Origin of the sequence: Variovorax sp. J22G73, assembly GCF_030317035.1 — a bacterium.
Classification (GTDB): Bacteria; Pseudomonadota; Gammaproteobacteria; order Burkholderiales; family Burkholderiaceae_C; genus Variovorax.
Genome location: NZ_JASZYK010000002.1, coordinates 45,971 through 68,901 on the forward strand (window position 1 = coordinate 45,971; position 22,931 = coordinate 68,901).

A 22,931-nucleotide genomic window follows, 5' to 3' on the forward strand; every position below is an offset into this window, starting at 1 on the left:
TGGTGATGCGGGGCCGCGGCAGCCGTGGCAACCCTGGCGAGCGCTATTGCTGCCGCGGCATCAGCTCGTAGAAGTCGAAGCCGTTGCTGCGCCCGCCCAGGCAGGTGGCCAGGGTGTCCTCGATCTTGCGCGACTGCGCGAGCCGGTTGCGCCACTTGCGCACGCCGTGGCCTTCGTCTGGGAAACCCAGGAACTCGACCGGCCGGCCCAGCCTTCGCAGTTCGGCGACCACGTCGTCGGAGTCCTGCCGCAGCACGCGCACGTCGTTGCCGCCATGAATCACCAGCAGCGGCGCGGTGATGCGGTCGATCTGCGAAATGGGCGAGTCGGCGAGCATCTGCGCGCGCTCGTCGGGCTTGTTCACGTCGCCGAAGAACCGGGCGAAGTAGTGGCGGTTGCGCCAGAACGGCGGCCAGTTCTCGATCACGCGCGGCCAGTTCGCCACGCCCACCATGTCGACGCCGCAGCGGTAGTCGTGCGGCTTCTGAATGAGCTGGGCCAGCACCGAGTAACCGCCGAAGCTCGCGCCCAGCACCGCCATGCGTTGCGGGTCGGCCACGCCCTGGTCGATGGCCCATTGCACGGCCTCGGCGATGTCGCGCTGCAGGCGGTCGTTGGTCTGCCGGGCGCCGGCCATCATGAAGGCGCGGCCGTAGCCGGTCGATCCACGGTAGTTCACGTTGAGCACGGCGTAGCCGCGGTTGGCCAGCATCTGCGTGCCGTTGTAGCTGGCCGGGCGCCAGCGCTCGCGCAGCCACGGGCCGCCGTGGATGTCGACCACCAGCGGCGCCGGGCCCTGCACGCCACGCGGGCGCACGAGGTAGCCGTGCACGGTCAGCCCGTCCGAGGCCTTGAACGAGAAGGGCTCCATGGGCGAGAAGATGTCGTTGGTCGGCGGGCGCGCCGGGCTCAGGCGCTGCACCTGCTGCGTGCCGCGGTCCCACAGGAGCTCGACGCCCCCGTTCTCGGTGATGGCGCCGATCACCATGCGCTGGTCTTCGGTCATGCCCCACGGGCGCGCGATGACGGGTTCTTCCGTGAGCCATCCGCGCTGGCGCGCTTTCTTCACGGCGTCGGATACGTCGTTGCCCAGCGTGGGCTCCAGGTACTCGATGCGCGGCTTGCCCGTTTCGTACACATAGGCGAGCGGGTCGCCCTGCTGCGGCGGGAACACGCCGAAATCGAGGTCGACCTCGGCGTTCTCGGCCAGCACCTTCTCGTTGCCGGTGGCGAGGTCGGCCTCGACCAGCACGACCTTGTCGCGGCCCACGTTGGTCAGCGCCCAGAGCTTGCCGGCGGCATGGTCGATGCGCTGCGGCCAGAAGCTGTCGAAAGCCTGCACGGTCTTGAAGGCGCGCCAGCTGCCGTCGGGCTGCCGCAGTTCCAGCAGCAAGTCGGAGCCGTCGACCTCGCCGAGCTGCCGCATGCGGCCCGAAAGCTCACGCTGCGCGTCGATGAACCAGCCCACCACGCGGCTGCCGGGCTCGCTGCGCGCCACCTCCTGCACAGTGCGCGTGCGGGCGTCGGCCTCGAACAGGTCCATGCTGGAGCGCTCGCGCTGGTTGTTCGCGAAGAAGAAGCGCGCGCTGCCGGGCGCGCCAGGCCCCACGAAGGTGGAGCGAATGCCGGCACCGGGCGACACGGCCCACGGCTTTTCATTGGGCGACTGCGTGTCGAGCACGAAGATCTGCGTGTTCTCGTCGCCGGTGAAGTCCTTCAGGTACGCGATGTGGCGGCTGTCGCGCAGCCAGCTGTAGGTGGGGCCGGAGATGAAGGACCGCGCCAGCGTGCCGGTGGCGAAGGTGCGCGTGCCGGTGCCGCCGGGTTCGCCCGCATCGGCGGTGCGGCGCACGCCCAGGCCTACGTCGGTGCCCACCGTCTGCGTCGACAGCAGCCATTGGCCGTCGGGCGACAGTACATGGCCGCTGACCACATCGATGTTCGCCACGAAGCGGCGCATGGGCACCAGCGGCGGCAGCGTGTCGTTCTTCTGCGCGGCGACCAGCGCCGGGTGCGTGGGCGCGGTGGCGCAGGCGCCGAGCAGGGCGAGGGCGCCCGCGGCAAGCGCCATGGCCGCGATGCGGTGGCGAAGTGATCGTTGCGTGCTTCTCATGTCTCCGGTTCCCTTCCTTGTGTGACCGGATTCTGTGCGGCCCAACCTTTGGCAATGCCAAAGGTCGGCTCCCGCACAATCGCGCCCGTGCACATCCTGTTGATCGAAGACGACCTCGACCTCGGCCGCGCCCTGCAGGCCGCGTTGAAGGTCGACGGCCTGAGCAGCGAGTGGCGCCGGCGTGCCGCCGATGCGCCCCGCGTGCCCGACGCCGCGGTGTTCGACTGCGTGCTGCTCGACCTCTCCTTGCCCGACGGCAACGGCTTCGACCTGCTGGCGCGCTGGCGGCGCGAGGGCAGCGCGCTGCCGGTGATCGTCATCACCGCGCGCTCGGCGGTGGAAGACCGGCTGGCCGGGCTCGACGGCGGCGCGGACGATTTCGTCATCAAGCCCTTTGCCACGGCCGAGCTCATCTCGCGCATTCGCGCGGTGCTGCGCCGCTCGGCGCGCCAGGCCAGCGAAGCCTGGGCGCTGGGCCCGCTGACCATCGAGCCGCGGCGCCACACGGCCTCGCTGCACGGCGAGCCGCTGGACCTGTCGCCGCGCGAGTTCAAGCTGCTGCTGGAGCTGGCGCGCGAGCCGGGCGCGGTGGTGGCCAAGGGCGTGCTGGCGCAACGGCTGGAGCCGCTGGGCGAACCGCTGGACTTCGCGGCGGTGGAGGTGCACGTGTCGAACCTGCGGCGCAAGATCGGCAGCGCCATGGTGCACACCGTGCGCGGCGTGGGCTACATGCTGGCGTCATGACGGCGGCGCTGGCCTTACTGCGGCGCTGGACGCGGCCCACCATCGGCCAGCGCGTGCTGCTCGCGCTGCTGGCGGCGTTCTTCCTGGTGTGGGCGATGCTGGTGCTGTACTTCTACATCCAGTTCCGCCAGCAGCTGGCCGTCGACCAGGGGCTGAAGAAGTTCGGCCGCGCGCTCACGGCGTCGCTGCACGAGGTGAAGGACGAAGCCGAAGCCCTCACGGTCATGAAGGCCGCGGCCACGCAGTTCGACACGCTGCGCATCAGCGGCAACCCGGGCGGCAGCACGCTGATGCAACTTCGCGAGAGGCACGAAGGTCGCGACGGTCGCCTCGTGTACGCGTCGCCGAACCTGGGTGCCCGGCAGCTCGAAGGGCCGCTGGGGCAGGTGACGGAGGCCGACCTGGGCGGTTCGCCGTACTGGGTCTACGGCAGCGACGCCGGCCGCTGGACGCTGCACCTGGCCGAGCCGCCCATCACCGGCGCCTGGGTGGTCGAGCGCAACGCGGGCCGGGTGCTGCCGCACCTGCTGCTGTCGTTTCCGCTGGTGCTGCTGCCGGTGTGGTTCGCGGTGCGCCATGGCCTGCGGCCGCTGCAGCAGCTGGCCGACCGCATCGCCCGGCGCGGCAAGACCGACCTGTCGCCCATCGGCTTCGATCCGCCGTATGCCGAGCTGAAGCCGCTGACCGCCGCGCTCGAACGCATGCTGCAGCAGCTGCGCGACAAGGTGGCGCAGGAGCGCGCCTTCGTGCACGACGCGGCGCACGAGCTGCGCACGCCCATGGCGGTCATCGCGGCGCAGGCGCATGCGCTGGCGGGCGCCGCCAACGCCGCCGAGCGCGAGCGCGCCCAGCTGCACCTGGAGCAGGCCATTGCGCGCGCCTCGCACCTCACGCAGCAACTGCTGGACCTGGCCTTGCTCGACGACGCCCAAGGCGCCGCGCCCCGGCGCATCGACCTGGCGCAGTTCACGCGCCAGCTCATTGCGCAGGCGGTGCCGCAGGCGATGGCGCGCGGCATCGAGCTGGCCTTCGACGCGCCCGACAGCCTGCAGGCCGACATCGACATGCCGGCGTTCCAGTCGGTGCTGGAAAACCTGCTGCACAACGCCATCCGCTATGTGCAGGACGGCGCGCAGGTGGCCGTCACGCTGCGCGAGGAAGCCGAGGGGTTGCTGCTCTCGGTGGTGGACGACGGGCCGGGCATTCCCGCGGCGGAGCAGGGGCGGGTGTTCGAGCGCTTCTATCGCGGCGCGGACGGTGCCGCGCAGCAGGCCAGCGGCTCGGGGCTGGGGCTGGCGATCGTCATGCAGGCGGTGCACCGCATGGGCGGGCAGGTGGCGGTCACCGAGGGGCTCGCGCCGGGGCGGGGCGTGGGGTTTCGCGTGGTGCTGCCGGCGGTTCGCAGCGCATGACAACTTCCTGCTGACGGGGTTCGCACAGGTTGACACGCCCCTCTAGAGACCTTGATACTGAACTCTCCGGTTCATCATCAACGCAAAAGGAGACCCCATGCAGAAGATCGTTCCCTGCCTCTGGTTCGACGGCAACGGCGAGGATGCGCTGAAGTTCTACAGCGCCATATTCCCCAATTCACGCGTGACCGACACGCTGCTCTGGGGCGACGTCAACCCCGCCAAGAAGGGCCAGCTGCTCACTGCCACTTTCGAGCTCGACGGGCAGGAGTTCATGGTGCTCAACGGCGGGCCCGAGTACAAGTTCAACCCGGCCATCTCGATGTACGTTAGGTGCGAGACGCAGGCCGAGGTCGACAACTACTGGAGCAAGCTGCTCGAGGGCGGCGGCAAGCCGGTGCAGTGCGGCTGGCTCACCGACCGCTTCGGCGTGTCGTGGCAGGTCGCGCCCACGCCGGTGATCCGCATGTTCCAGGACAAGGACCCGGCGAAGGCCGCCCGCGCGATGCAGGCGATGATGAAGATGGTCAAGCTCGACATCGCCGAGGTGAAGAAGGCCTTCGACGGGGCCTGAACTTGCGGGGGCTACACCAGGCGGTGGATCGCCTTCTTGCGCCACACCAGCTGGTAGTAGCCGGTCTGCAGCAGCAGCATCGCGCCGAAGGTGGCGGGGTAGGCGATCCAGATGCCGTCCAGCCCCAGGCGATGGCTCATCACATACGCCACCGGCACCTCCACCCCCAGGATGCAGACGATGGAGATCAGCGTGGGCACCAGCACCGAGCCGCTGGCCCGCATGATCCCCGACAGGGCCGACGCCATGCCGAACAAGACCAGGCTCCACAGCATGATGTGCAGCAGCGTCTGCGCGATTTCGATGACCGGCGCGCTGGTGATGAAGAAGCCCATCAGGTGGCGCGAGAACAGGTAGCCCAGCAGCACCAGCCCGCCGGTGAGCACCAGGTTCATCAGCAACGCGGTCTTGGCGATGGCGCCCAGCCGGTCGGCGCGCCCGGCACCGATGGCCTGCGCACCCAAAATCGACGTGGTGATCGCGATCGAGATGGCCGGGAACTGCACGTACGCCACCACCTGGTTCACCGCGCCGTAGGCGGCCGTGGCGTTGGAGCCGTAGCTGTTGACCATCGACAGCAGCACCACTTCGGCCAGCGCCACCACGATCATCTGCACGCCCGTGGGCACGCCGATCTTCAACACCGCCTTCAGCAGGTGCGGCTGGATGCGCAGGTTGCGGAAGAACTCGGCGTCGGGCGCCAGCGGGCTCTTGCGCTGGCGCAGCCTGAAGCCCAGCCACAGCGTGGCCAGCACAAAGGCGAGCACGGTGGCCCAGGCACCGCTGGCCACGCCCAGTTGCGGCAGGCCGCCCCAGCCGCGAATGAGCGCGGGCGTGACCACCAGCCCCACGAGCGTGGAAATGACCAGCGTGAACAGCGGCGTGATGGTGTCGCCCACGCCGCGCAGCATGGCCGTGGACATCAGGAACACGAACAGCCCCGGCATCGCGATGAGCATGATGCGGGCGTAGCGCGTGGAGTCGGCCAGCACGTCGGGCGGCGTGCCCAGCGAGGCCAGCATGGGCGTGGTGAAGATGCCGCCGAACACGGCGATCAGCAGGCCCATGAGGATGCCCACCGACAGCGTGGTGCCGGCCACGGCCTTGACCTTGGCGACATCGCGCGCGCCCCAGGCCTGGCCGATGAGCACCGACGCGCCCGCGCCCAGCCCGATGACGAAGGCGATGAAGAAGAACATCACTGGAAAAAAGCTGGACACCGCCGCCAGCGCGCGCACGCCCAGCATCTGGCCCACGTAGATGTTGTTCAGCGTGCCCGACAGCGACTGCAGGATGTTGCTGAGCAGCATCGGCGCCAGGAAGAAAAGAAAGACTTTCCACAGCGGGCGCGGTGAATTGACGGGCGCCACGGGCACGCCTTGCAGGCCGCTCTGGCCGGCGGCACTGCTGCCGCCGGTGGTTTCGGGTGTTGTTCTCATTGAGGGGTGTTCCAGCCGGCGGCCGAGAGTTTTTGCAGGTGCGCGCGCAGGTCGGCGGGCCAGGGTTCGATCAGGGTCCGAAAGCGCGGCGCTTCGCCTGCGAACAGCGCGCGGGTGGCTTCCTCGAAGCCGGGCAGGTTGCCCGCGATGGCGGTCATGAAGCGGTAGGTGGCCTCGCGCGCGGCGCGCACGGTGTCGCGGTCGGCGTGCACGTGGCGCGCGTCGTCGACCAGCTTGCGCAAGGCGACCGATGCACCGCCGGGCTGGCGGCCCAGCCAGTCCCAGTGGCGCGGCAGCAGCGTGACTTCGCGCGCGACCACGCCCAGCTTGGGCCGGCCGACGCCGCGCGGGGCGTCGTCGCGGTGGGCGAGTGCCGCGCCGTGGGCCGGCGTTGTCGCGATGTTCGGCGCTGGCCGTGCGTGCAGTTCGCGCGGGTCGAGGTCGAGTTGCTCGCCGGTCTGGTCGTCGAACGCGAGGTAGGGGCCGGGGTCGTCGCGGCGGCGCAGTTGCTCGATCACTTCGGCCTTGCTGCCCTGGGCGACGCGCTGGAAGCCGAAGAAGACGGTCAGCGTGGTCAGGGGAGTAGGGGCGGCCGGCGGCGTGAGGGGGTTGTCTGGTGACATGCGGGTATTTGTCTCCCGGTGTTCGGGCGAAAAAGCAGGTGCGTAATCTACCTGCTGTGGCGCTCAGGCGTGCAGTTCGTTGTCGCCGATGAGGGTCGCGAGAACTTCGTGGGCCGACTGCAGGCGCCCGTGCGCGACCGGCTGCACGAAGGCCTTGCAATGCGCCTCGACGGTGAGGAGCGCGGTCTGCGCCAGTTGCCGGCCCCCGGGGCGCAGGGCCGCGTGGCGGCGCGGGTCGGCGGCAGGGCCCGGCACGCGCTCGGCCAGGCCGGTTTTCTCGAGCAGCACCATCCGGCGCATGAGCGCGGACATCGGCAGGCCCAGGGTGCGTGCCAGCGCCACCAGCGGCATGCCGGCGCCCTCGGCGCGCAGCAGCACGCTCAGCAGGATGAAGTCGCCGAAGTCGAGCCCGTGGAAAGCGCCCAGGTCGTCGCCGAGCCGCAGGCCCAGGCTGGCGTGGGCGCGGCCCAGGGCGAGGCAGAAGTCGAGCGCGGTGGCTGTGTTCGCCGTGGTCGCCGTGTTCATGCTGCTCATGGCGTGTTGTAGCCCTGGCTGCCGAAGCATTGCAGTTCTTCCTGCCACAGCGTGAGCAGCTTCTGGAGTTCGTCGGCGCGGTCGAACGCGAGGTCGTCCGGGCGCTCCTTCACGCGGTCGATGGTTTCGAACGCGAAGTGCGCCGCGCCGTGCGCGAGCCAGTCTTGCTGCAGCGCCTTATTGCGGTGCGAGCGCAGGTTGAGCTCGAAGCGCGCCCGGTTCATGGCGCCTTCCACGTCCAGGCTGCCGGACACATAGACGCGGCCGTTGCTCAGGTTGCGCACGACGAACACGCCGGCGGGCCGTGCGTTTTCCTTGTACTGGCGCGTCAACGCGCGCCGGGTGTCGGGGGAGAGGTTCATGTGGTCAATATTACCCGGGCGAAATTAAATTCGCAATATACCCGGGTAAAAATAAGCCGCTCAACTTTCCCGCAACCGCCGCCAGCCGCGCGAGATGCGCCGGTTGATGGCCTTCACCGTGCGCCACGGCCGGCTCTGGCGCACCAGCGCGAGCACCTGGTCTTTCCACGCCTTCCAGCGCGGATACCAGCGCGCGAACCAGGGAATGCGCATCAGCGGCCCTTCGACCAGCTGGAAGATCCGCGCGACCAGCGCCGTGCCGACCAGCTTGGCCAGCACCAGCACCGTCAGCGCGGTGGCGGCATGCCCGTTGCTGAAGAGAAAAAGCGCCAGCACCTTCACCGGCAGCAAGACCAGCACCGGCACGAAGAACGCCAGCAGCGCGCCCCAGGGCGGCAGGCGGCGCAGCCGGTCTTCGAGCGCGGCCCAGAAGGGCAGGCGCGACAGCCGCGCGACGAGGGCGGCCAGCGGCTCCCAGCCCCATTCCTCGAAGAGCAGCAGCGGCACGACGATGACGGTGGCAATGGCGCGCAGCACCGCGCGCAGGAGACCGCCGAAGGAGCGCGCAAGGGAGCGCACAAGGGAGTTCATGCGCGAAGGGTACGGCAATGCGCGCGCCGGGTGGCGCGCGCGGTCGGTGAGCGGGGTGTCTTCCTACCTGCTTGCCTGACTGCCTACCTTCCGGCCGGCAGGAAGAACAGGTACTCACCCCGGCCCAGCTCCGGTGTCACCTCGTAGCCCGGGCACAGGTCGGAAACGCACTGGATGATCACCACCCGCGGCCAGATCGTGGCCGAGGTCGGGTAGCCCGGCATGTACTGCGGCACGTGCCACACGCCCAGGTCGCCGACCGGCTCGGCGTTGTCGGTACCCCGGGCGTTCTGCAGGCCGCTGCCCATGGGCATGCGCTCGATGCGCACCACGTTGAGGGGCGGCGGTGCGGCCGCCGCGACCGTTGCCATGCACGCCAGGCAAGCGGTCGCCGTCCAGAAAAGCAGTGTCCTTGTCATTTCGGACTCCTGCCGTTCACTGCGGGTAGTCCGTCGAGCGCGGTGCCACGGCCACGTCGCCGACCACCGATTCGCCCATCATCCGCGCGGCGCGGATGGCGGCCACGTCGGTCGGATCGATGGCGGTCACCGTGGCGCTGGCGACCGGCGTCATCCGCACCTCGGGGAACACGGTGGCGGGCTCTTGCCGCGCGACAGGCGCAGCCTGGGCGACGGCGGCGGGCGCCTTCTCGGCGATGGGCGCGGGTGGCGCGGGCAGCGGTGCCGTCGCGGGGGCCGTGGTGGGTGCGGGCATGGCAACCGGTTCAGCAGGCGCGATGGCGGCCACGGGCTGTGGCGCTGCAGCGGGTGCAGGTGTGGGTTGAGGCTGTGCCTGCGCCTGAGCTGCAGGGGAGGGCGCGGGCGCGGGCGTTGGCGCCGTGGCCACGGGAGCCGCGGGTGCAACCGGAGCGGCCGGTATCGGTGCGACGGGCGCGACCGGTGCGACAGGCGCCACGGCCACCGGACGCGGCGCCGATGCGGAAAGCTGCGGCCCATAGGCGCTCACGCGTTCATCCGCGGACATCGATTGCGGGCACTTGGTGCCGGTGAGCTCCAGCGCGGCTTGCGCGGCGGGGTCCATGCAGTCCATGGCCAGCGACGCGGCCTTCATGCCCTTGTTCCAGAGCTCGCGGCTCATCTTCAGGCGCTTGCAGTGCTCGTCCGTCCAGGTGGTGCCGAAGCTCAGGCCGACGCCCGGGCCGTTGGCGCTCGCGCTGGTGCTGCCCATGCAGGTGTCGTTGCTGGTGGTGAGATTGGGGCCGTTGACCGACGGCACGTTCTTGATCGTGTAGCTGCCCTGGTAGTCCACCGTCTGGCTGGTGGCACCGGTGTTGTTGACGTTCTGGTTGCTGGTCATCGTGGACGAAGACGTCACGCTGGCCGGGCTGGAGAAGGTCACGGCCTGGGTGTTGCCCTGCGCCGACGTGGTCGCCGAGCTGGTCGAGCCGTTGCTCGAGCCGCCGTTGTTGGTGGTCTGGGCCGTGGCCGCGGCGCAAGCGGTCAGCAGTACGCAAAAAATCAGCTTCTTCATTTTTTCGTCTCCTTGGATGACCGGGGAGGGGCGGCGCCCCTCCCCATGAGAACAGCAACCGTTGCCTGAAACTCTTTCGGATCTCAGGGAGCCGATGCGCTGGCGCTGGCGCCGGCCGTGCCGCTGGTGCCGCCACCGTTGCTGAAGCCGCCGGCATTGCCGAACGCGAAGTTGCTCACGCCGAAGGAGCCGCCGTTGGAGCCTGCCATTGCCGAGGTGCTGGTGCCGTTGATCGGGCCGTTGATGGCGCCCGACGAGGCGTTGTAGCCCGAGGTGGTGGTCGAGGTGCGGGTCACCACGGCCAGGCCGCCGCCAGGGCCGGCTGCCGTGGCGGCCGTGTTGTTGGTGGCCGATGAAGCCGTGCCGGCGACCGCGCCGTTCACATGCGTCGCGCCGCCAGCCGAGTAGTTGGCGCTGCCGGCCGAAGCGGCGTTGGCCGAGGCATTGGCTGCGCCTGCGGCTGCGCCGTTGCCGGTGGTGAGCGCCATGCTGGTCACGCGGCCGGTGCTGGTGGCCGAGCCGTTCGTTGCAGCTGCGCCGGTAGCGAAGCCCGGGAAAGCGATGGCCCCGCCCGAAGCGCTGGCGTTGGCCGACGAACTCGAATTGGCCGCGTTGTAGCTCAGGGCGCTGCCGGTGCCGGAGCTGGCGGCGCTGGAGCCGGCTGCGCTCGAAGAACCGGTCGACGTGGAGGTGGCCGCAAGGGCCGAGCTGCCCGTTGCCGAAGCAACGCTGCCGACCAGGACCACTGCGATGGCGATGAGAGTCTTCTTCATGATGCTGCCTCTATAGATGTGTGAACAAACCTGACGACCGGACCATCCGGTCATCAGCTGACGGTCAGTGGCACAGAAAAAGAATGCTTCCGTGACGACCGAGGTGCAGTTTCTGCGTCGGGCAGGGAATGAAAAATGCCCCAGGCTGGGTAATGCGAGGCTATGGCGAAAGGTGAGGTCGAAGCGGTTGCGGACCGTCACAAGAAACCGCTTCCACATGCGGAGCCAGGAGTAAAAACTACAACTTTCGATGGACACAAACCGCGATTCGCAACAAGATGCAACCAAAGTAATCAAATAAGCTGAATCTCAAAATTTGAGTAGAAATGAATTAACTTTTGGTCACGAACACGGTGTGCTAGTTGTCACAAAGGGGTTGGAATGGAAAGCGAACTCGACATTTCGTTGACAGACGTCGGTACCGGGGGTAGGAAATATGCCGCCCCAGGCCAATTCGGTGGGTTGCTCTCACCGTCCGCCGACACGCTGCCTTGGCCGGACTTTCTGACCGGCCAGCAAACCAAGCCGGTGCGCGTCCTGCTGGTGGACGACGACCCGTTCGTGCGACGCGTCATCGCCCAGGAATTGCTGGGCGACCTGCGCATCCAGCTCGAAGGGCAGGCCGGCACCTTGCGCGAAGGGCGCAGGCTGCTGCTGCAGCACGAGTTCGACGTGCTCATGGTGGACATCCGCCTCGGGGACGGCAGCGGTTTCGAGCTGATCGAGGAGGCCAAGCGCCACCGCAGCGCGGCCGAGATCATCGTCATTTCCGCGCTCGAGGACGAACCCCAGGTGCTGCACGCCTTCGAGCTCGGCGCCTCCGGCTACCTGGTGAAGAACGCCTGGTTCCAGAGCTACGCCCAGGCCGTGCTGCAGGTGGTGAACGGCGGGGCCGCCATCACGCCGCGGCTGGCGCGCCGGCTGCTCGTGCACCTGGACCACAAGCGCTCCAACGTGAACCCGGTGCGCCCGCCGGACAGCAAGGCGACGTTATCGGCACGGGAGCGCGAAGTGTTGCGACTTGTAGCCACGGGGTACGTCACCGAAGAGATCGCCCTGCAGCTCACCATCAGTGCCCAGACGGTTAACGCGCACGTGAAGAACATCTACCGCAAGCTGCACGCCCACACCCGGGCCCAGGCAGTGAGCTTCGCCTCTCACCGCGGGCTTTTGTAGGGCATCGGATGTTCGCGCAGCAGGTCCTTCACTCACCGCACTTTCTGGAAGACCAGTACGTGTGGCTGTCGATCGGAGCCTGGGCCGCGTTGCTGATCTGGCTGCGGCACCGCGCCTCGCCGCGGCGCCTGGCGATGTGGGCCGCGCTGGCCGGCGCGCTCCACCTGACGCCGGTGGCGGCGCAGGTGCTGCGCGCCGGGGGCGCCGAGAGCCTGCTGCCGGCCGAGCTGCCGCTCGCGTTCTGGACGCTGCAGGCGCTCAACCTGGTGGTGCTGGGCACCATCGTGGGCATCGGTTACTTCTCGCTGCGCCGTGTTGCCCAGGGGCGCCAGACGCAGGCGGTGATGGCCGAGCGCCGCCGCATCGCCAACGACCTGCACGACGGCGTCGGTTCCCGGCTGGTGGCCCTGCTGGCCAGCCAGGACCCGAAGGCGGCGCGCTCCGACGGCCTGTCGATGGCGCTGCAGGCCTGCCTGCTGGAGCTGCAGATGACCGTCGACGACCTGGACGACCAGAGCAGCGCCACCGTCTTCGAGCGGCTGGGGCACCTGCGCTACCGGCTGCGCCCGGCGTTCGACCGCATGGGCATCGCCCTTGAATGGAACATCGCGCCCGAGGCGCTGGACTACACCGTGCCGGCGGACACCGCCACGCAGGTGTGCCGGGTGGCGCAGGAGGCCATGTCCAACGCGCTGCGGCATTCGCGGGCGAGCCGGGTCGAGCTGCGCATCGGCGTGGGCCTGGGTGCGCGGGGCCGGGGGCAGGCGCTGGTGCTCGAAGTGCGCGACAACGGCACGGGGCTCGAAAGCGGCACCGACCCGCGTGGCCTGCAGGCCAGCCTGGGCAAGGGCCTGCGCAGCATGCGCGCCCGCGCCGAAGCCATCGGCGGCGAGCTGAGCGTTGCAAGCCTGCGGGCCGCCACGCCGCACGGCCTGTGCGTGCGGCTGGTGGTGCCCTGCGAGGCCGCGGCACCCGAGCCGCACGGCAAGGACAGCGTGCGGCCCGAAGCCGAAAGCATGCTGTAACACGCCGGCCGGGCCGCCCGGCGGGAGGCCGTGCGCGCCTATGGCAAACTCCCGCGCTTTGCCAGGGACGCGCTCAAGCATGCAGAAAATCATTCGCCAGCTCGCCGCCGAAATCAAGGTCGGCGAGCATCAGGTGAAGGCCGCCGTCGAACTGCTCGACGGAGGCGCCACGGTTCCATTCATCGCCCGCTACCGCAAGGAAGTGACCGACGGCCTGGACGACATCCAGCTGCGCGAGCTGGAAGCCCGCCTTTCGTACCTGCGCGAACTCGAAGACCGCCGCGGCGCGGTGCTGAAAGCCATCGACGAGCAGGGCAAGCTCACCCCCGAACTGCGCGCGGCCATCGAATTCGCCCCGACCAAGCAGGAGCTCGAAGACCTGTACCTGCCGTTCAAGCAAAAGCGCCGCACCAAGGGCCAGATTGCCCGCGAATTCGGCATCGAGCCGCTGGCCGACAAGCTGCTGGCCGCCCCCTCGCTCGACCCCGCCGTGGAAGCCAAGGCCTTCCTGCAGCCCGCCACCACGCTGGACGACGGCAAGCCGGGCCCCGATTTCTCGACCGTGCAGCTGGTGCTGGACGGCGTGCGCGACATTCTTTCCGAGCGCTGGGCCGAAGACGCCGCGCTGGTGCAGGGCCTGCGCGAATGGCTCTGGAACGAAGGCCTGCTCAAGTCCAGCCTCATGGCTGGCAAGGACGAGAACAACGCCGACATCGCCAAGTTTCGCGACTACTTCGAATACGACGAGCCCATCGGCCGCGTGCCCTCGCACCGCGCGCTGGCCGTGTTCCGCGGCCGCGCGCTCGACATCCTCGACGCCAAGCTGGTGCTGCCGGTGGAGCCCGAGCCGGGCAAGCCCAGCATCGCCGAAGGCCGCATCGCGCTGCACCTGGGCTGGAGCCACGCCGCTCGCCCGGCCGACGACCTGCTGCGCAAGTGCGTGGCCTGGACCTGGCGCGTGAAACTCGCGCTTTCCACCGAGCGCGACCTGTTCACCCGGCTGCGCGAAGAAGCCGAGAAGGTCGCCATCAAGGTGTTTGCCGACAACCTGCGCGACCTGCTGCTGGCCGCGCCCGCCGGCCCGCGCGTGGTGATGGGGCTGGACCCCGGCATTCGCACCGGTGTGAAGGTGGCCGTGGTCGATTCCACCGGCAAGCTGGTCGAGACCGCCACCGTGTTCCCGCACGAGCCGCGCAAGGACTGGGAAGGCTCGCTGCACACGCTGGGCAAGCTGTGCGCCAAGCACGGCGTGAACCTGATCGCCATCGGCAACGGCACTGCCAGCCGCGAGACCGACAAGCTGGCCGCCGACCTCATCAAGCTGCTGGCCAAGATGGCCGAGCAGGCCGGCGCGCCGGAAATGAAGGTCGATAAGGTGGTGGTGAGCGAAGCCGGCGCTTCTGTCTACTCCGCCAGCGAATTCGCCTCGCAGGAAATGCCCGACGTCGACGTGAGCCTGCGCGGCGCCGCCTCCATTGCGCGCCGCCTGCAAGACCCGCTGGCCGAACTCGTGAAGATCGACCCCAAGAGCATCGGCGTGGGCCAGTACCAGCACGACGTGAACCAGAGCGAGCTCGCGCGCACCCTGCAGGCCGTGGTCGAAGACTGCGTGAACTCCGTGGGCGTGGACCTGAACACGGCCAGCGTGCCGCTGCTGAGCCGCGTGTCGGGCCTGTCGGGCAGCGTGGCCAAGGCCGTGGTGCGCTGGCGCGAGGCCAACGGCGCGTTTTCCACCCGCAAGCAACTGCTGGACGTGAGCGGCTTCGGCCCCAAGGCTTTCGAGCAGAGCGCGGGCTTCCTGCGCATCCGCGGCGGCGCCGACCCGCTGGACATCACCGGCGTGCACCCCGAGACCTATCCGCTGGTCGAGCAGATCATCGTGAAGACCGGCAAGCCCATCGCCGAGCTGATGGGCCGCGCCGACATGCTCAAGACGCTGAAGCCCGAGCTGTTCGCCAACGAGAAATTCGGCGTCATCACCGTCAAGGACATCCTGGGCGAGCTCGAGAAGCCCGGCCGCGACCCGCGCCCCGACTTCAAGGTGGCGCGCTTCAACGACGGCGTGGACGACATCAAGGACCTGGTCGAGGGCATGATCCTCGAGGGCACCGTGAGCAACGTGGCCCAGTTCGGCGCCTTCATCGACCTCGGCGTGCACCAGGACGGCCTGGTGCACGTGAGCCAGCTGAGCCACAAGTTCGTCAACGACGCGCGCGAAGTGGTGAAGACCGGCGACATCGTCAAGGTCAAGGTGATGGAAGTGGACGTGGCGCGCAAGCGCATCGGCCTGTCGATGAAGCTCGACGCAGCGCCCGCAAGGCGCGACGGCCCGCGCGACAACCGCTTCGAAGGAGCGGGCCGTGGCCAGCAGCAGCAAGGCCGCCGAGACAGCTCGCCGCAGCCCGCGGGGCAGATGGCGAGTGCGTTTGCGAAGCTGCAGGGCTTGCGCAAGTAGGCGGCAGGTCGCGGTGTCGAAGTTCGATGCTGCGAACCAGCGCCGGTCGCTGAACAGTCCGAGAAACAGTCCGATGGAGCGGCCGCAATGACAACCTGGCCTGTGCGCGATGCCAAGGTGCGTTTCGACGAAATGCTTGATGCCTGCCTGACCGATGGGCCGCAGGTGCTTGGCAGGGGAGGCGATACCGTGGCCATCCTCGTGAAGGCTTCGGACTGGCGTCGCTTGCAGGCAGCGACGAGGCCATCGCTCAAGGAACTGCTGCTCTCGGCGGATGCCCGAACCGAGTTTCTCGTTGCCGCCAGAGTCGCGGCGCCACAGCGCCATACGACACAGGTACGCGAAACGGGCCCGGCATGAAAGCCCTGCGCATCTACGCCGGCCCCGCGGCCCGCAAGCACATCGAACAGCACGGCCTGCGCCCGCAGGACGTGCGCACCATCCCCGGCGCGGCCGGCGGCCCGAAAGGCCTGATCCTCGGGCCGCTCGACCGCTTCATCTTCGGGCGCTGGCTGCCGCAGTCGACACAGCAGGTGCACCTGGTGGGCGCCTCCATCGGCGCGTGGCGGCTGTCGACGGCTTGCTTGTCGAACACCGAAGCGGCGTTCGAGCGCTTCGAGCACGACTACGTGCACCAGCAGTTCGAAGTGCCGCCGGGCCAGAAGCGGCTGAGCCCGCGCCAGCTCAGCGAGCAGTTCGCGCTGAGCCTGGAGACCTTCTACGGCGGGCGAATCGCCGAGGTGCTGAACCACCCACGCTACCGCCTGCATGTGGTGACCTCGCGCGGGCGCCACATCCTCGGGCGCGAGGGCAGGGCGCGCACGCCGGTGGGCTACCTGGGCGCCTTTGCCACCAACAGCCTGCACCGCAAGAGCCTGGGCGCGTGGCTGGAGCGCTGCGTGTTCTCCACGCCCGGCGCGGCCTTGCCCTTCGGCACGCGCGACTTCCGCACGCGCCAGCACGCGCTGAGCGAGGCCAACTTCAACATGGTGCTGCAGGCGTCGTGCTCCATTCCGTTCCTGCTGGCGGCGGTGCACGACATTCCGGGCGCGCCGCGCGGCGCCTACTGGGACGGCGGCATCACCGACTACCACCTGCACCTGGACTACCGGACTGTCCATGACGACGCCGCTGACGGTGCCGGGAACGCTGCCGGAAATGCTGCCGACGAAGGCATCGTGCTGTACCCGCACTTCCAGCAGGCGGTGGTGCCGGGCTGGCTGGACAAGGGCCTGCGCTGGCGCCACAAGGCGACGGGCTTCCTCGACCGCATGGTGGTGATCGCGCCCGACCCGGAGTGGGTGCGCTCGCTGCCCAACGGCAAGCTGCCCGACCGCAAGGACTTCATTCATTTCGCCAACGACGCGCAGGCGCGCATCGCGGCCTGGGGCAAGGCCACGCGCGAGGCGCAGCGGCTGTCCGATGAGTTCGAGGGCTGGCTCGACAGGGGCGAGCCGACGGAGATGCGTTCGCTCTAGGCCCTGGGCCCGGCTTTCCGAAGCCGGGGCGACCTTGGCGACTTCGGCGACCGGGAAGGCGTAGCAGGCGCCGCACAACGTTCGGCGTGCGCCTCGAAATTGCGCCGCACCATCTCCACCAGCACATCGGCCAACGGCGGCAACCGCTTGCCGGCCAGCCGCACGATGCCGAAGCGGCCCGTGCCGGCGAAGGGCGGCGCGAGCGGGATCTCCTTCAGGCCGTGCGCGCGCGGTGTGTTCTCGACCACCGGGCGGCTCGCCACCAGCACCACGTCGCTGGCTTCGGTGGCCGGCACCAGGTCGTCGAAGCTGTCGCTCTCCATCACCAGCCGGCGCGCGAAGCCCTCGTGCGTGCCCAGTTCGCGCTGCATCGACGCCAGCGCGAAGGTCGACAGCCGGGTGCTCGCGAACTGGAACGTCGCCAGTTCGGCGCGCGACACGGGCCGCCCCGTCAGCAAGGGATGGCCCTTGCGGCAGAACAGCGCCACGGGCCACTGCGGCAGCGGCTCGATGTGGAGCCGGCTGCGGTCTTCCAGCGCATCGAGCGGGGCGATGTCGGCGCAGAAGATGTCGATCTCGTCGTCGTACAGCATCTGCAGCAGCGTGTCGCTGGCGCCGCGCTTCACCGCCACGTAGCTGCCCTGCGGCAGCCCGCTGGTGGCCGTGAGCATCTGCGCCGCCAGCAGCACGGCGGGCGTGGCGCCCAGCCCGAAGGCCACGCTGCCGTAGCCGCCCGTGGCGAGCAGCTGCAGCTCGTTGCGCATCTGCGCCGCCTCGAACAGGATGCGGCGCGCCCGCTCGACCACCACCGCGCCGAAGGGCGTGACCTCCACATGCCGCGCGTCGCGCACGAACAGCTGCACGCCCAGCGTTTCTTCCAGCGACTGCAGGCTGCGCGACAGCGCCGGCTGGCTCAGGTGCACGCGGGCGCAGGCGCGGCCGAAGTGCAGCGTCTCGGCGAGCGCGACCACGTGTTCGAGTTTTCGCAGGTCGGGAAGGTGCATGGGAGGAAGGTGCATGGGGGACGGCGGGGTGCGCTCCGAACGATGCGCATTCTGCATCCTCGAACGCCAAATATCTCATTGGCCTGCATTCTTGATGCCACCTAGCATCCGCGGCATTCACAGCTCCAAGAACGACGAGACCATGGACACCGCAACGCAACGCACCCCCAAAACCCCCGGCGGCGGCCGGCGCCAGCCGATGCGCGCCGCGCTCGGCGCCTTCGTCGGCACCGCCATCGAGTGGTACGACTTCTACATCTTCGCGACCGCCGCCTCACTGGTGTTCGCCACGCTGTTCTTCCCGCAGGGCGACCCCTTCCTGGCCACGCTGAGCGCGCTGGGCACGTTCGCGGTGGGCTTCTTCGCGCGGCCCGTGGGCGCGGTCATCTTCGGCTCCATCGGCGACCGGCTCGGGCGCAAGCGCGGGCTGGTCATCACGCTGCTGATGATGGGCGGCTCCACCTTCGCCATCGGCCTGCTGCCCACCTACGAGAGCATCGGCCTGGTGGCGCCGCTGATGCTGGTGCTGCTGCGCATCTTCCAGGGCATTGCGGTGGGCGGCGAGTGGGGCGGGGCGGTGCTGCTGGCCGGCGAGCACGGCGACGCGAAGCGCAAGACCTTCTCGGCCTCGTTCGCGCAGCTGGGCAGCCCGGCCGGAATGATCCTGTCGATCCTCGCGTTCCGCGCGGTGTCCTCGCTGGACACCGCGCAGCTCATGGCCTGGGGCTGGCGCCTGCCGTTCCTGGCCAGCGCGCTGCTGATGATCGTGGGCATGCTCATTCGCCACGGGGTCGACGAGACGCCCGACTTCGCCAAGGCTTCGAGCCGCGCGCGCCTGCAGCGCGCACCGGCGCTGGAGGTGGTGCGCAGCATGCCGCGCCTGCTGCTGCTGGTGGCCGGGGCCAACGCCATCGGCATTGCGGCGGTGTACTTCCTGGTGGTCTTCATGATCACTTACACCACGCACTACCTCTCGGTGCCGCGCACCGTGATCCTCGACTGCCTGTTCTGGTCGACCGTGCTGCAGCTGTGCATCCAGCCCATCGGCGCGTGGATTGCCGACAAGGTGGGCGTGGGCCGCTTCGTGCTCACGATGAGCTGCGCCACCATCGTCACGCCGTTCCTGCTCTACCCGCTGGTGAACGTGGGCACGCCAAGCGCCATCCTGGCCGGGCTGTGCATTGCCACGCTGTTCGGCGGCTGCTTCTACGCGGCCATCGCGGGCTTCTCGGCCTCGTTCTTTCCGCCGGAGGTGCGCTACTCGGCCATTTCCATCGCCTACCAGGGCTGCGGCGCCATCGCGGGCGGGCTGACGCCGCTGCTGGGCACGGTGCTCGCCGAGCGTTTTCCGGGCAACTGGGTGCCGCTGGCGCTGGCGTACGCGGGCATCGCCACCTTGTCGAGCGTGTGCATCGCGCTGCTGATCCGGCGTTCGGCAAGCGCCACCGCGCCCGCCGCCCAAGCCCTTGCCTGAGCCGTCTTCACCTGTTCCACACGACCTCCATACGACCGCCTCATGACCTCCACAGAAACCCTCATCGACCTCCCATCCCTGGCCGCCGCCGTGCGCGAACGGCGCGACGCGCACGTGCGCATGCTGTGCGACCTGGTGGCCTTTCCCTCGCTGCTCGGGCAGGAGGGCGACGCCCAGCGCTACATGGCGCAGACCTTCGAGCGCATGGCGCTGCAGGTCGACGAGTTCGAGATCGACGATGCCGCCCTGCGCGCCCACCCCGGCTACTCGCCCTCGTTGATGTCCTACGCCGGTCGGCCCAACGTGGTCGGCATCCACACGCCGCGCGGCGCGGCCACGGGGCGCTCGCTGATCCTCAACGGCCACATCGACGTGGTGCCGGTCGGCGACGAGCGGCTGTGGAGCCACCCGCCGTTCTCGCCCGTGGTGCGCGACGGGCGCGTGTACGGCCGCGGCAGCGCGGACATGAAGGCGGGCATCGTCTCGTACACCCTGGCCATGCAGACGCTGGCCGAGCTGGGTTTCGAGCCCGCGGCGTCGGTGTTCCTGCAGTCGGTGGTGGAAGAGGAATGCACCGGCAACGGCGCGCTCGGCTGCCTGGTGCGCGGCTACCGCGCCGACGCGGCCATCATCCCCGAGCCCACGCCCGGCATCATGGACGCGCAGCTCGGCGTCATGTGGCTCACGCTGCAGGTGCAGGGCATGCCGGTGCACGCGGCCTATGCGTCCGAAGGCTCCAGCGCCATCGACTTCGCCCAGCACATGTTCGATGCCCTGCGCCGCCTGGCCGACCAGTGGAACCACGCGGGCTGCCGCCATGCGCGCTACGTGGACCATGCGAAGCCGATCAACTTCAACCTCGGCAAGCTGCAGGGCGGGGAGTGGGCTTCTTCGGTGCCCACGCAGTGCGAGGCGCAGATCCGCGTCAGCTACTACCCGGGCGTGACCGCCGACGACGCGCTCGCCATGATCCGCGCCGCGCTGGCCGAGGCCTTCGAGGCGCACTCCAACAAGCAGGCCTTCCACTGGACGATAGAGAACACGGGCGGCTTCCGCGCCGACGGCTTCGTGCTCGACACGCAGATGCCGCTCATTCGCACGCTCTCGCAGTGCCACGCCGACCTGCACCACCGCGGGCCCGACATGGTCGCCTTCACCGGCACGACGGACGCGAAATTCTTCAACCTCTATGGAAAGACGCCGGCCGTGTGCTACGGCGCGGCGGGCACGTCGATCCACGGCATCGACGAGTCGGTGGCCATCGACGACATGCTGGACACGACCACCGTCATCGCCTGGTTCATCGCGCGCTGGTGCGGCCTGAACGCGATTTAAATCGGGCCGGGTTCAGCGCCGCGCCTTGTCGGCGTGCTGCGCCGGCGTCATCAGCGGCGCGCCGCAGTCGAGCACGTTGACATACACCGTGTCCCCCACATGCAGCACGCCGCCCTCGGGCAGCCGGCCTGTGCCGAGCGAGCGCGAGTGCACGCCGCCCGCGCGGTAGCGCACGAGGGCGTAGCGCGCCGAGGGCCCGCCGTCGGCGCCGCAGTCCTGGTCGGCCAAGGCGGCCAGCTCGCCGGCATTGCCGAGGCGCACCACCTGCGCCGCATGCCAGCCAATGTCGATACTGGTACGGGTATCGGTGGCCGCGGGCCGGCCGTTGGAATGCGCGTCGAGCGCCGTGCAACCGCCCAGCGCCACGGCCAGGGCCGATGCCCACAGCAACCCGGCACGGCCGGCGGTGGTCACGGCTTCACCCCCACGGCCGCGGTGGCCTGGATCTCGACGCGGTATTCCGAGTCGATCAGCTTCGCGCCCACCGTGGCGCGCGCGGGCGTGTGGCCCTGCGGCACCCACTCGTCCCACACCGAGTTCATGGCGGCGTAGTCGCCCACGGTGCGCAGGTAGATGGTCACGCTCACCAGGTCCTGCTTGGTGGCGCCCTGGGTGGCGAGCATGTCGTCGATGTGGTGGAGGATCTCGCGCGTCTGCCCGGTGATGTCGAGCGACGGGTTCTCCGCCACCTGGCCCGACAGGTACAGCAGGCGGGCGCTGCCCAGGTCGACGGTCACCATCTCGCTGAAGCGGGGGCCCATCTCGTGGCGAATGAGGTTCATGGCTGTGCGGGCTTTTGTGTGGTGTTTGCGGAAGATGAATCGGCGAGCTGCGCGGGCGGTGCGTTCCACCAGCCGCCGCCCAGCGCCTGGAAGAGGGCGGCCGCGTCGGTCAGCCGCAGCGCGCGCGCCTGCACCAGGTTGAGCTGCGCCTGCTGTTGCGCCTGCTGCGCCACGCGCAGCGAAAGCGCGCTGGCATCGCCAAGCCGCACCTGCGTACGCGTGCGCGCCAGGCTTTGCGAGGCGGTGCGCTCGGCCTTCAGCGCGGCCTGCAGGGTGCGCGTGTCGGCGTCGATGGCCTCCAGCGTGTTGGCCACGTCCCGGAAGGCGCCGAGCACGGTGGCGCGGTACTGCGCGGCGGCCTGGTCGAAGGCGGCGCGGGCGGCGGCCTCCTTGTGCCTGAGCGCGCCGCCGTCGAACACGGGTTGCGTCACGCTGGCCGCCAGCGTCCAGAACAGCGACGACGACTTGAAGAGCTGCGACAGCGTGTACGCCGACGAGCCGTAGTTCACGCCCAGCGTCACGTTGGGCAGCCGGGCCGCCACGGCCACGCCGATGGCCGCGCTCGCGGCCTGCAGCTGCGCCTCGGCGGCACGCACGTCGGGGCGGTGCTCGACCAGCGTGGAGGGCAGCGTCAGCGGCAGCTCGGTGGGCAGTTGCAACGCATCGAGGTCGAACTGCGCGGCCACGCCTTCGCTCGGGTAGCGCCCGGCCAGCGTGGCGAGCAGGTTGCGCTGCTGGGCCAGTTGCTTGTCCAGCGGTGGCAGCGTGGCCTCGGTGGCGGCCAGCGAGGCCTCTTGCGCGTCGACGTCGGCCAGCGCCACCTGCCCGAGCTGTTGCTGTTTGCGGTAAGCCTGCAGCACCTCTTTCTGGTCCGCGACGATGGCCTGCGTGGCGCGCTGCTGCGCGCGCAGCGAGGCCTCGGTGATGGCCGCGGCCACCACGTTGCTGCTCAGCGAGAGCTTGGCGGCCACCGACTGGAAGCGTTGCTGCTCGGTCTGCGCCTGGGCGCTTTCCACCTGCCGGCGTGTGCCGCCGAACACGTCGGGCGCGTACGACACGGTCACCTGCGCGGTGTGCAGCGTGTACAGGTTGGCGTTCGACGCCACCGGGCTGGCCACGGCGTCGGCCACGCGTTGCCGCGTGGGCGAGTAGCCCACGCCCACGCTGGGCCAGAAGGCGGCGCGGTCGGCCGCCTCGTTCTCCTGTGCCACGCGCAGGGCAGCGTCGGCGGCCTCGATGTTCGGGTTGCCCGCCAGGCTTTGGACGACCAGCGCGTTCAGCGGCTCCGAGCGAAAGGCTTGCCACCATTGCGCGGACACGTCGAGCTCCGGCGACAGGCGGGACAAGGGCACGCCCTCGGCCTGCGCCGGGTCTGTCGAAGCGGGCGCAGGCGTGGCCGTGTAGCTCGCGGGCAGCTTCAACGGCGGGCGTACATAGTCGGGCCCGACCGCGCAGCCGCCCAGCGCCGCAATGCTGGTCATGGCCGTGGCCGCCAGCAGCAGGCCTGCGGGCGTTGCAAGGCGTGTGTTCTTCATGTGGTTGTCTC

At 69.5% G+C, this 22,931-nt stretch carries 23 protein-coding genes; 10 read left to right on the forward strand and 13 right to left on the reverse strand.

The window, feature by feature from the left end; translation table 11 throughout:
* Positions 1-43 precede the first annotated feature (43 nt).
* The gene (locus QTI51_RS08155; RefSeq protein ID WP_286515968.1) at positions 44-2,113 is read right to left on the reverse strand and encodes an alpha/beta hydrolase family protein; all 2,070 of its coding nucleotides are present in this window, start codon (positions 2,111-2,113) and stop codon (positions 44-46) included.
* An 87-nt stretch (positions 2,114-2,200) separates the two neighbouring features.
* Here QTI51_RS08155 and QTI51_RS08160 point away from each other — a divergent pair, with 87 nt between their 5' ends.
* The 3 genes from QTI51_RS08160 (at position 2,201) to QTI51_RS08170 (ending at position 4,843) form a co-directional block, all read left to right on the forward strand.
* Positions 2,201-2,857 carry a response regulator gene (locus QTI51_RS08160; protein ID WP_116907889.1) on the forward strand — a complete coding sequence of 219 codons (657 nt, stop codon included), beginning with the start codon at positions 2,201-2,203 and terminating at the stop codon, positions 2,855-2,857.
* Positions 2,854-4,269, forward strand: coding sequence for a HAMP domain-containing sensor histidine kinase (locus QTI51_RS08165; RefSeq protein WP_116907774.1), 1,416 nt, complete (start codon positions 2,854-2,856; stop codon positions 4,267-4,269). Before QTI51_RS08160 ends, QTI51_RS08165 begins: the two co-directional genes overlap by 4 nt.
* 97 nt (positions 4,270-4,366) lie before the next feature.
* Complete coding sequence (locus QTI51_RS08170) at positions 4,367-4,843, forward strand: VOC family protein (RefSeq protein ID WP_116907773.1); 477 nt, start codon at positions 4,367-4,369, stop codon at positions 4,841-4,843.
* Positions 4,844-4,854: 11 nt separating this feature from the next.
* Here the strand turns inward: QTI51_RS08170 and QTI51_RS08175 are convergent, their stop codons facing one another.
* The 8 genes from QTI51_RS08175 to QTI51_RS08210 form a co-directional block, all read right to left on the reverse strand.
* Positions 4,855-6,282 carry an MATE family efflux transporter gene (locus tag QTI51_RS08175; RefSeq protein ID WP_116907772.1) on the reverse strand — a complete coding sequence of 476 codons (1,428 nt, stop codon included), beginning with the start codon at positions 6,280-6,282 and terminating at the stop codon, positions 4,855-4,857.
* Positions 6,279-6,905: a DUF2239 family protein gene (locus QTI51_RS08180; RefSeq protein ID WP_116907771.1), complete on the reverse strand. Its 627-nt coding sequence runs from the start codon at positions 6,903-6,905 to the stop codon at positions 6,279-6,281. Before QTI51_RS08180 ends, QTI51_RS08175 begins: the two co-directional genes overlap by 4 nt.
* A gap of 63 nt (positions 6,906-6,968) precedes the next feature.
* Positions 6,969-7,439 carry a winged helix DNA-binding protein gene (locus QTI51_RS08185; RefSeq protein ID WP_165840269.1) on the reverse strand — a complete coding sequence of 157 codons (471 nt, stop codon included), beginning with the start codon at positions 7,437-7,439 and terminating at the stop codon, positions 6,969-6,971.
* The gene (locus tag QTI51_RS08190) at positions 7,436-7,801 is read right to left on the reverse strand and encodes a GIY-YIG nuclease family protein (protein ID WP_116907770.1); all 366 of its coding nucleotides are present in this window, start codon (positions 7,799-7,801) and stop codon (positions 7,436-7,438) included. Before QTI51_RS08190 ends, QTI51_RS08185 begins: the two co-directional genes overlap by 4 nt.
* Before the next feature lie 60 nt (positions 7,802-7,861).
* Positions 7,862-8,392, reverse strand: coding sequence for a hypothetical protein (locus QTI51_RS08195; RefSeq protein WP_116907769.1), 531 nt, complete (start codon positions 8,390-8,392; stop codon positions 7,862-7,864).
* A gap of 83 nt (positions 8,393-8,475) precedes the next feature.
* Positions 8,476-8,811 carry a hypothetical protein gene (locus QTI51_RS08200; protein ID WP_116907768.1) on the reverse strand — a complete coding sequence of 112 codons (336 nt, stop codon included), beginning with the start codon at positions 8,809-8,811 and terminating at the stop codon, positions 8,476-8,478.
* A 16-nt stretch (positions 8,812-8,827) separates the two neighbouring features.
* Complete coding sequence (locus QTI51_RS08205; RefSeq protein WP_286515967.1) at positions 8,828-9,883, reverse strand: hypothetical protein; 1,056 nt, start codon at positions 9,881-9,883, stop codon at positions 8,828-8,830.
* Between the two features lie 83 nt (positions 9,884-9,966).
* A complete protein-coding gene (locus QTI51_RS08210; RefSeq protein WP_116907767.1) occupies positions 9,967-10,656 on the reverse strand; it encodes a hypothetical protein in 690 nt (229 codons plus the stop codon).
* Between the two features lie 381 nt (positions 10,657-11,037).
* Between QTI51_RS08210 and QTI51_RS08215 the strand changes: the two genes are divergently transcribed.
* The 5 genes from QTI51_RS08215 to QTI51_RS08235 all read left to right on the forward strand — a co-directional run bounded on the left by QTI51_RS08215 (position 11,038) and on the right by QTI51_RS08235 (position 16,790).
* On the forward strand, positions 11,038-11,832 hold the full coding sequence (locus QTI51_RS08215; RefSeq protein WP_116907766.1) for a LuxR C-terminal-related transcriptional regulator: 795 nt from the start codon (positions 11,038-11,040) through the stop codon (positions 11,830-11,832).
* Positions 11,833-11,891: 59 nt separating this feature from the next.
* Positions 11,892-12,857 (forward strand): sensor histidine kinase, encoded by a 966-nt coding sequence (locus QTI51_RS08220; RefSeq protein ID WP_286547598.1) that lies wholly within the window; start codon positions 11,892-11,894, stop codon positions 12,855-12,857.
* A 79-nt stretch (positions 12,858-12,936) separates the two neighbouring features.
* Positions 12,937-15,312, forward strand: a complete 2,376-nt coding sequence (locus QTI51_RS08225) for a Tex family protein (RefSeq protein WP_116907764.1) — start codon at positions 12,937-12,939, stop codon at positions 15,310-15,312.
* 87 nt (positions 15,313-15,399) lie between these two features.
* Positions 15,400-15,672 carry a type II toxin-antitoxin system Phd/YefM family antitoxin gene (locus QTI51_RS08230; protein ID WP_116907763.1) on the forward strand — a complete coding sequence of 91 codons (273 nt, stop codon included), beginning with the start codon at positions 15,400-15,402 and terminating at the stop codon, positions 15,670-15,672.
* Positions 15,669-16,790, forward strand: coding sequence for a patatin-like phospholipase domain-containing protein (locus QTI51_RS08235; RefSeq protein ID WP_116907762.1), 1,122 nt, complete (start codon positions 15,669-15,671; stop codon positions 16,788-16,790). The genes QTI51_RS08230 and QTI51_RS08235 overlap by 4 nt, the downstream gene beginning before the upstream one ends.
* Here the strand turns inward: QTI51_RS08235 and QTI51_RS08240 are convergent.
* A complete protein-coding gene (locus QTI51_RS08240) occupies positions 16,787-17,794 on the reverse strand; it encodes a LysR family transcriptional regulator (RefSeq protein ID WP_165840268.1) in 1,008 nt (335 codons plus the stop codon). The two genes, QTI51_RS08235 and QTI51_RS08240, sit on opposite strands and share 4 nt — an antisense overlap.
* 142 nt (positions 17,795-17,936) lie before the next feature.
* Between QTI51_RS08240 and QTI51_RS08245 the strand changes: the two genes are divergently transcribed.
* Positions 17,937-19,268 (forward strand): MFS transporter, encoded by a 1,332-nt coding sequence (locus tag QTI51_RS08245; RefSeq protein WP_116907887.1) that lies wholly within the window; start codon positions 17,937-17,939, stop codon positions 19,266-19,268.
* A 42-nt stretch (positions 19,269-19,310) separates the two neighbouring features.
* Positions 19,311-20,603, forward strand: coding sequence for an ArgE/DapE family deacylase (locus tag QTI51_RS08250; protein WP_116907760.1), 1,293 nt, complete (start codon positions 19,311-19,313; stop codon positions 20,601-20,603).
* A 12-nt stretch (positions 20,604-20,615) separates the two neighbouring features.
* Here QTI51_RS08250 and QTI51_RS08255 read toward each other — a convergent pair whose 3' ends face one another.
* The 3 genes from QTI51_RS08255 to QTI51_RS08265 are packed head-to-tail and all read right to left on the reverse strand — an operon-like array spanning position 20,616 to position 22,920.
* Positions 20,616-21,017 (reverse strand): hypothetical protein, encoded by a 402-nt coding sequence (locus tag QTI51_RS08255; RefSeq protein ID WP_286515966.1) that lies wholly within the window; start codon positions 21,015-21,017, stop codon positions 20,616-20,618.
* On the reverse strand, positions 21,014-21,385 hold the full coding sequence (locus QTI51_RS08260; protein WP_116907759.1) for a RidA family protein: 372 nt from the start codon (positions 21,383-21,385) through the stop codon (positions 21,014-21,016). Before QTI51_RS08260 ends, QTI51_RS08255 begins: the two co-directional genes overlap by 4 nt.
* Entirely contained in the window at positions 21,382-22,920 is a 1,539-nt protein-coding gene (locus tag QTI51_RS08265; RefSeq protein ID WP_116907885.1) for an efflux transporter outer membrane subunit, read from the reverse strand. The genes QTI51_RS08260 and QTI51_RS08265 overlap by 4 nt, the downstream gene beginning before the upstream one ends.
* Between the last annotated feature and the right edge of the window lie 11 nt (positions 22,921-22,931).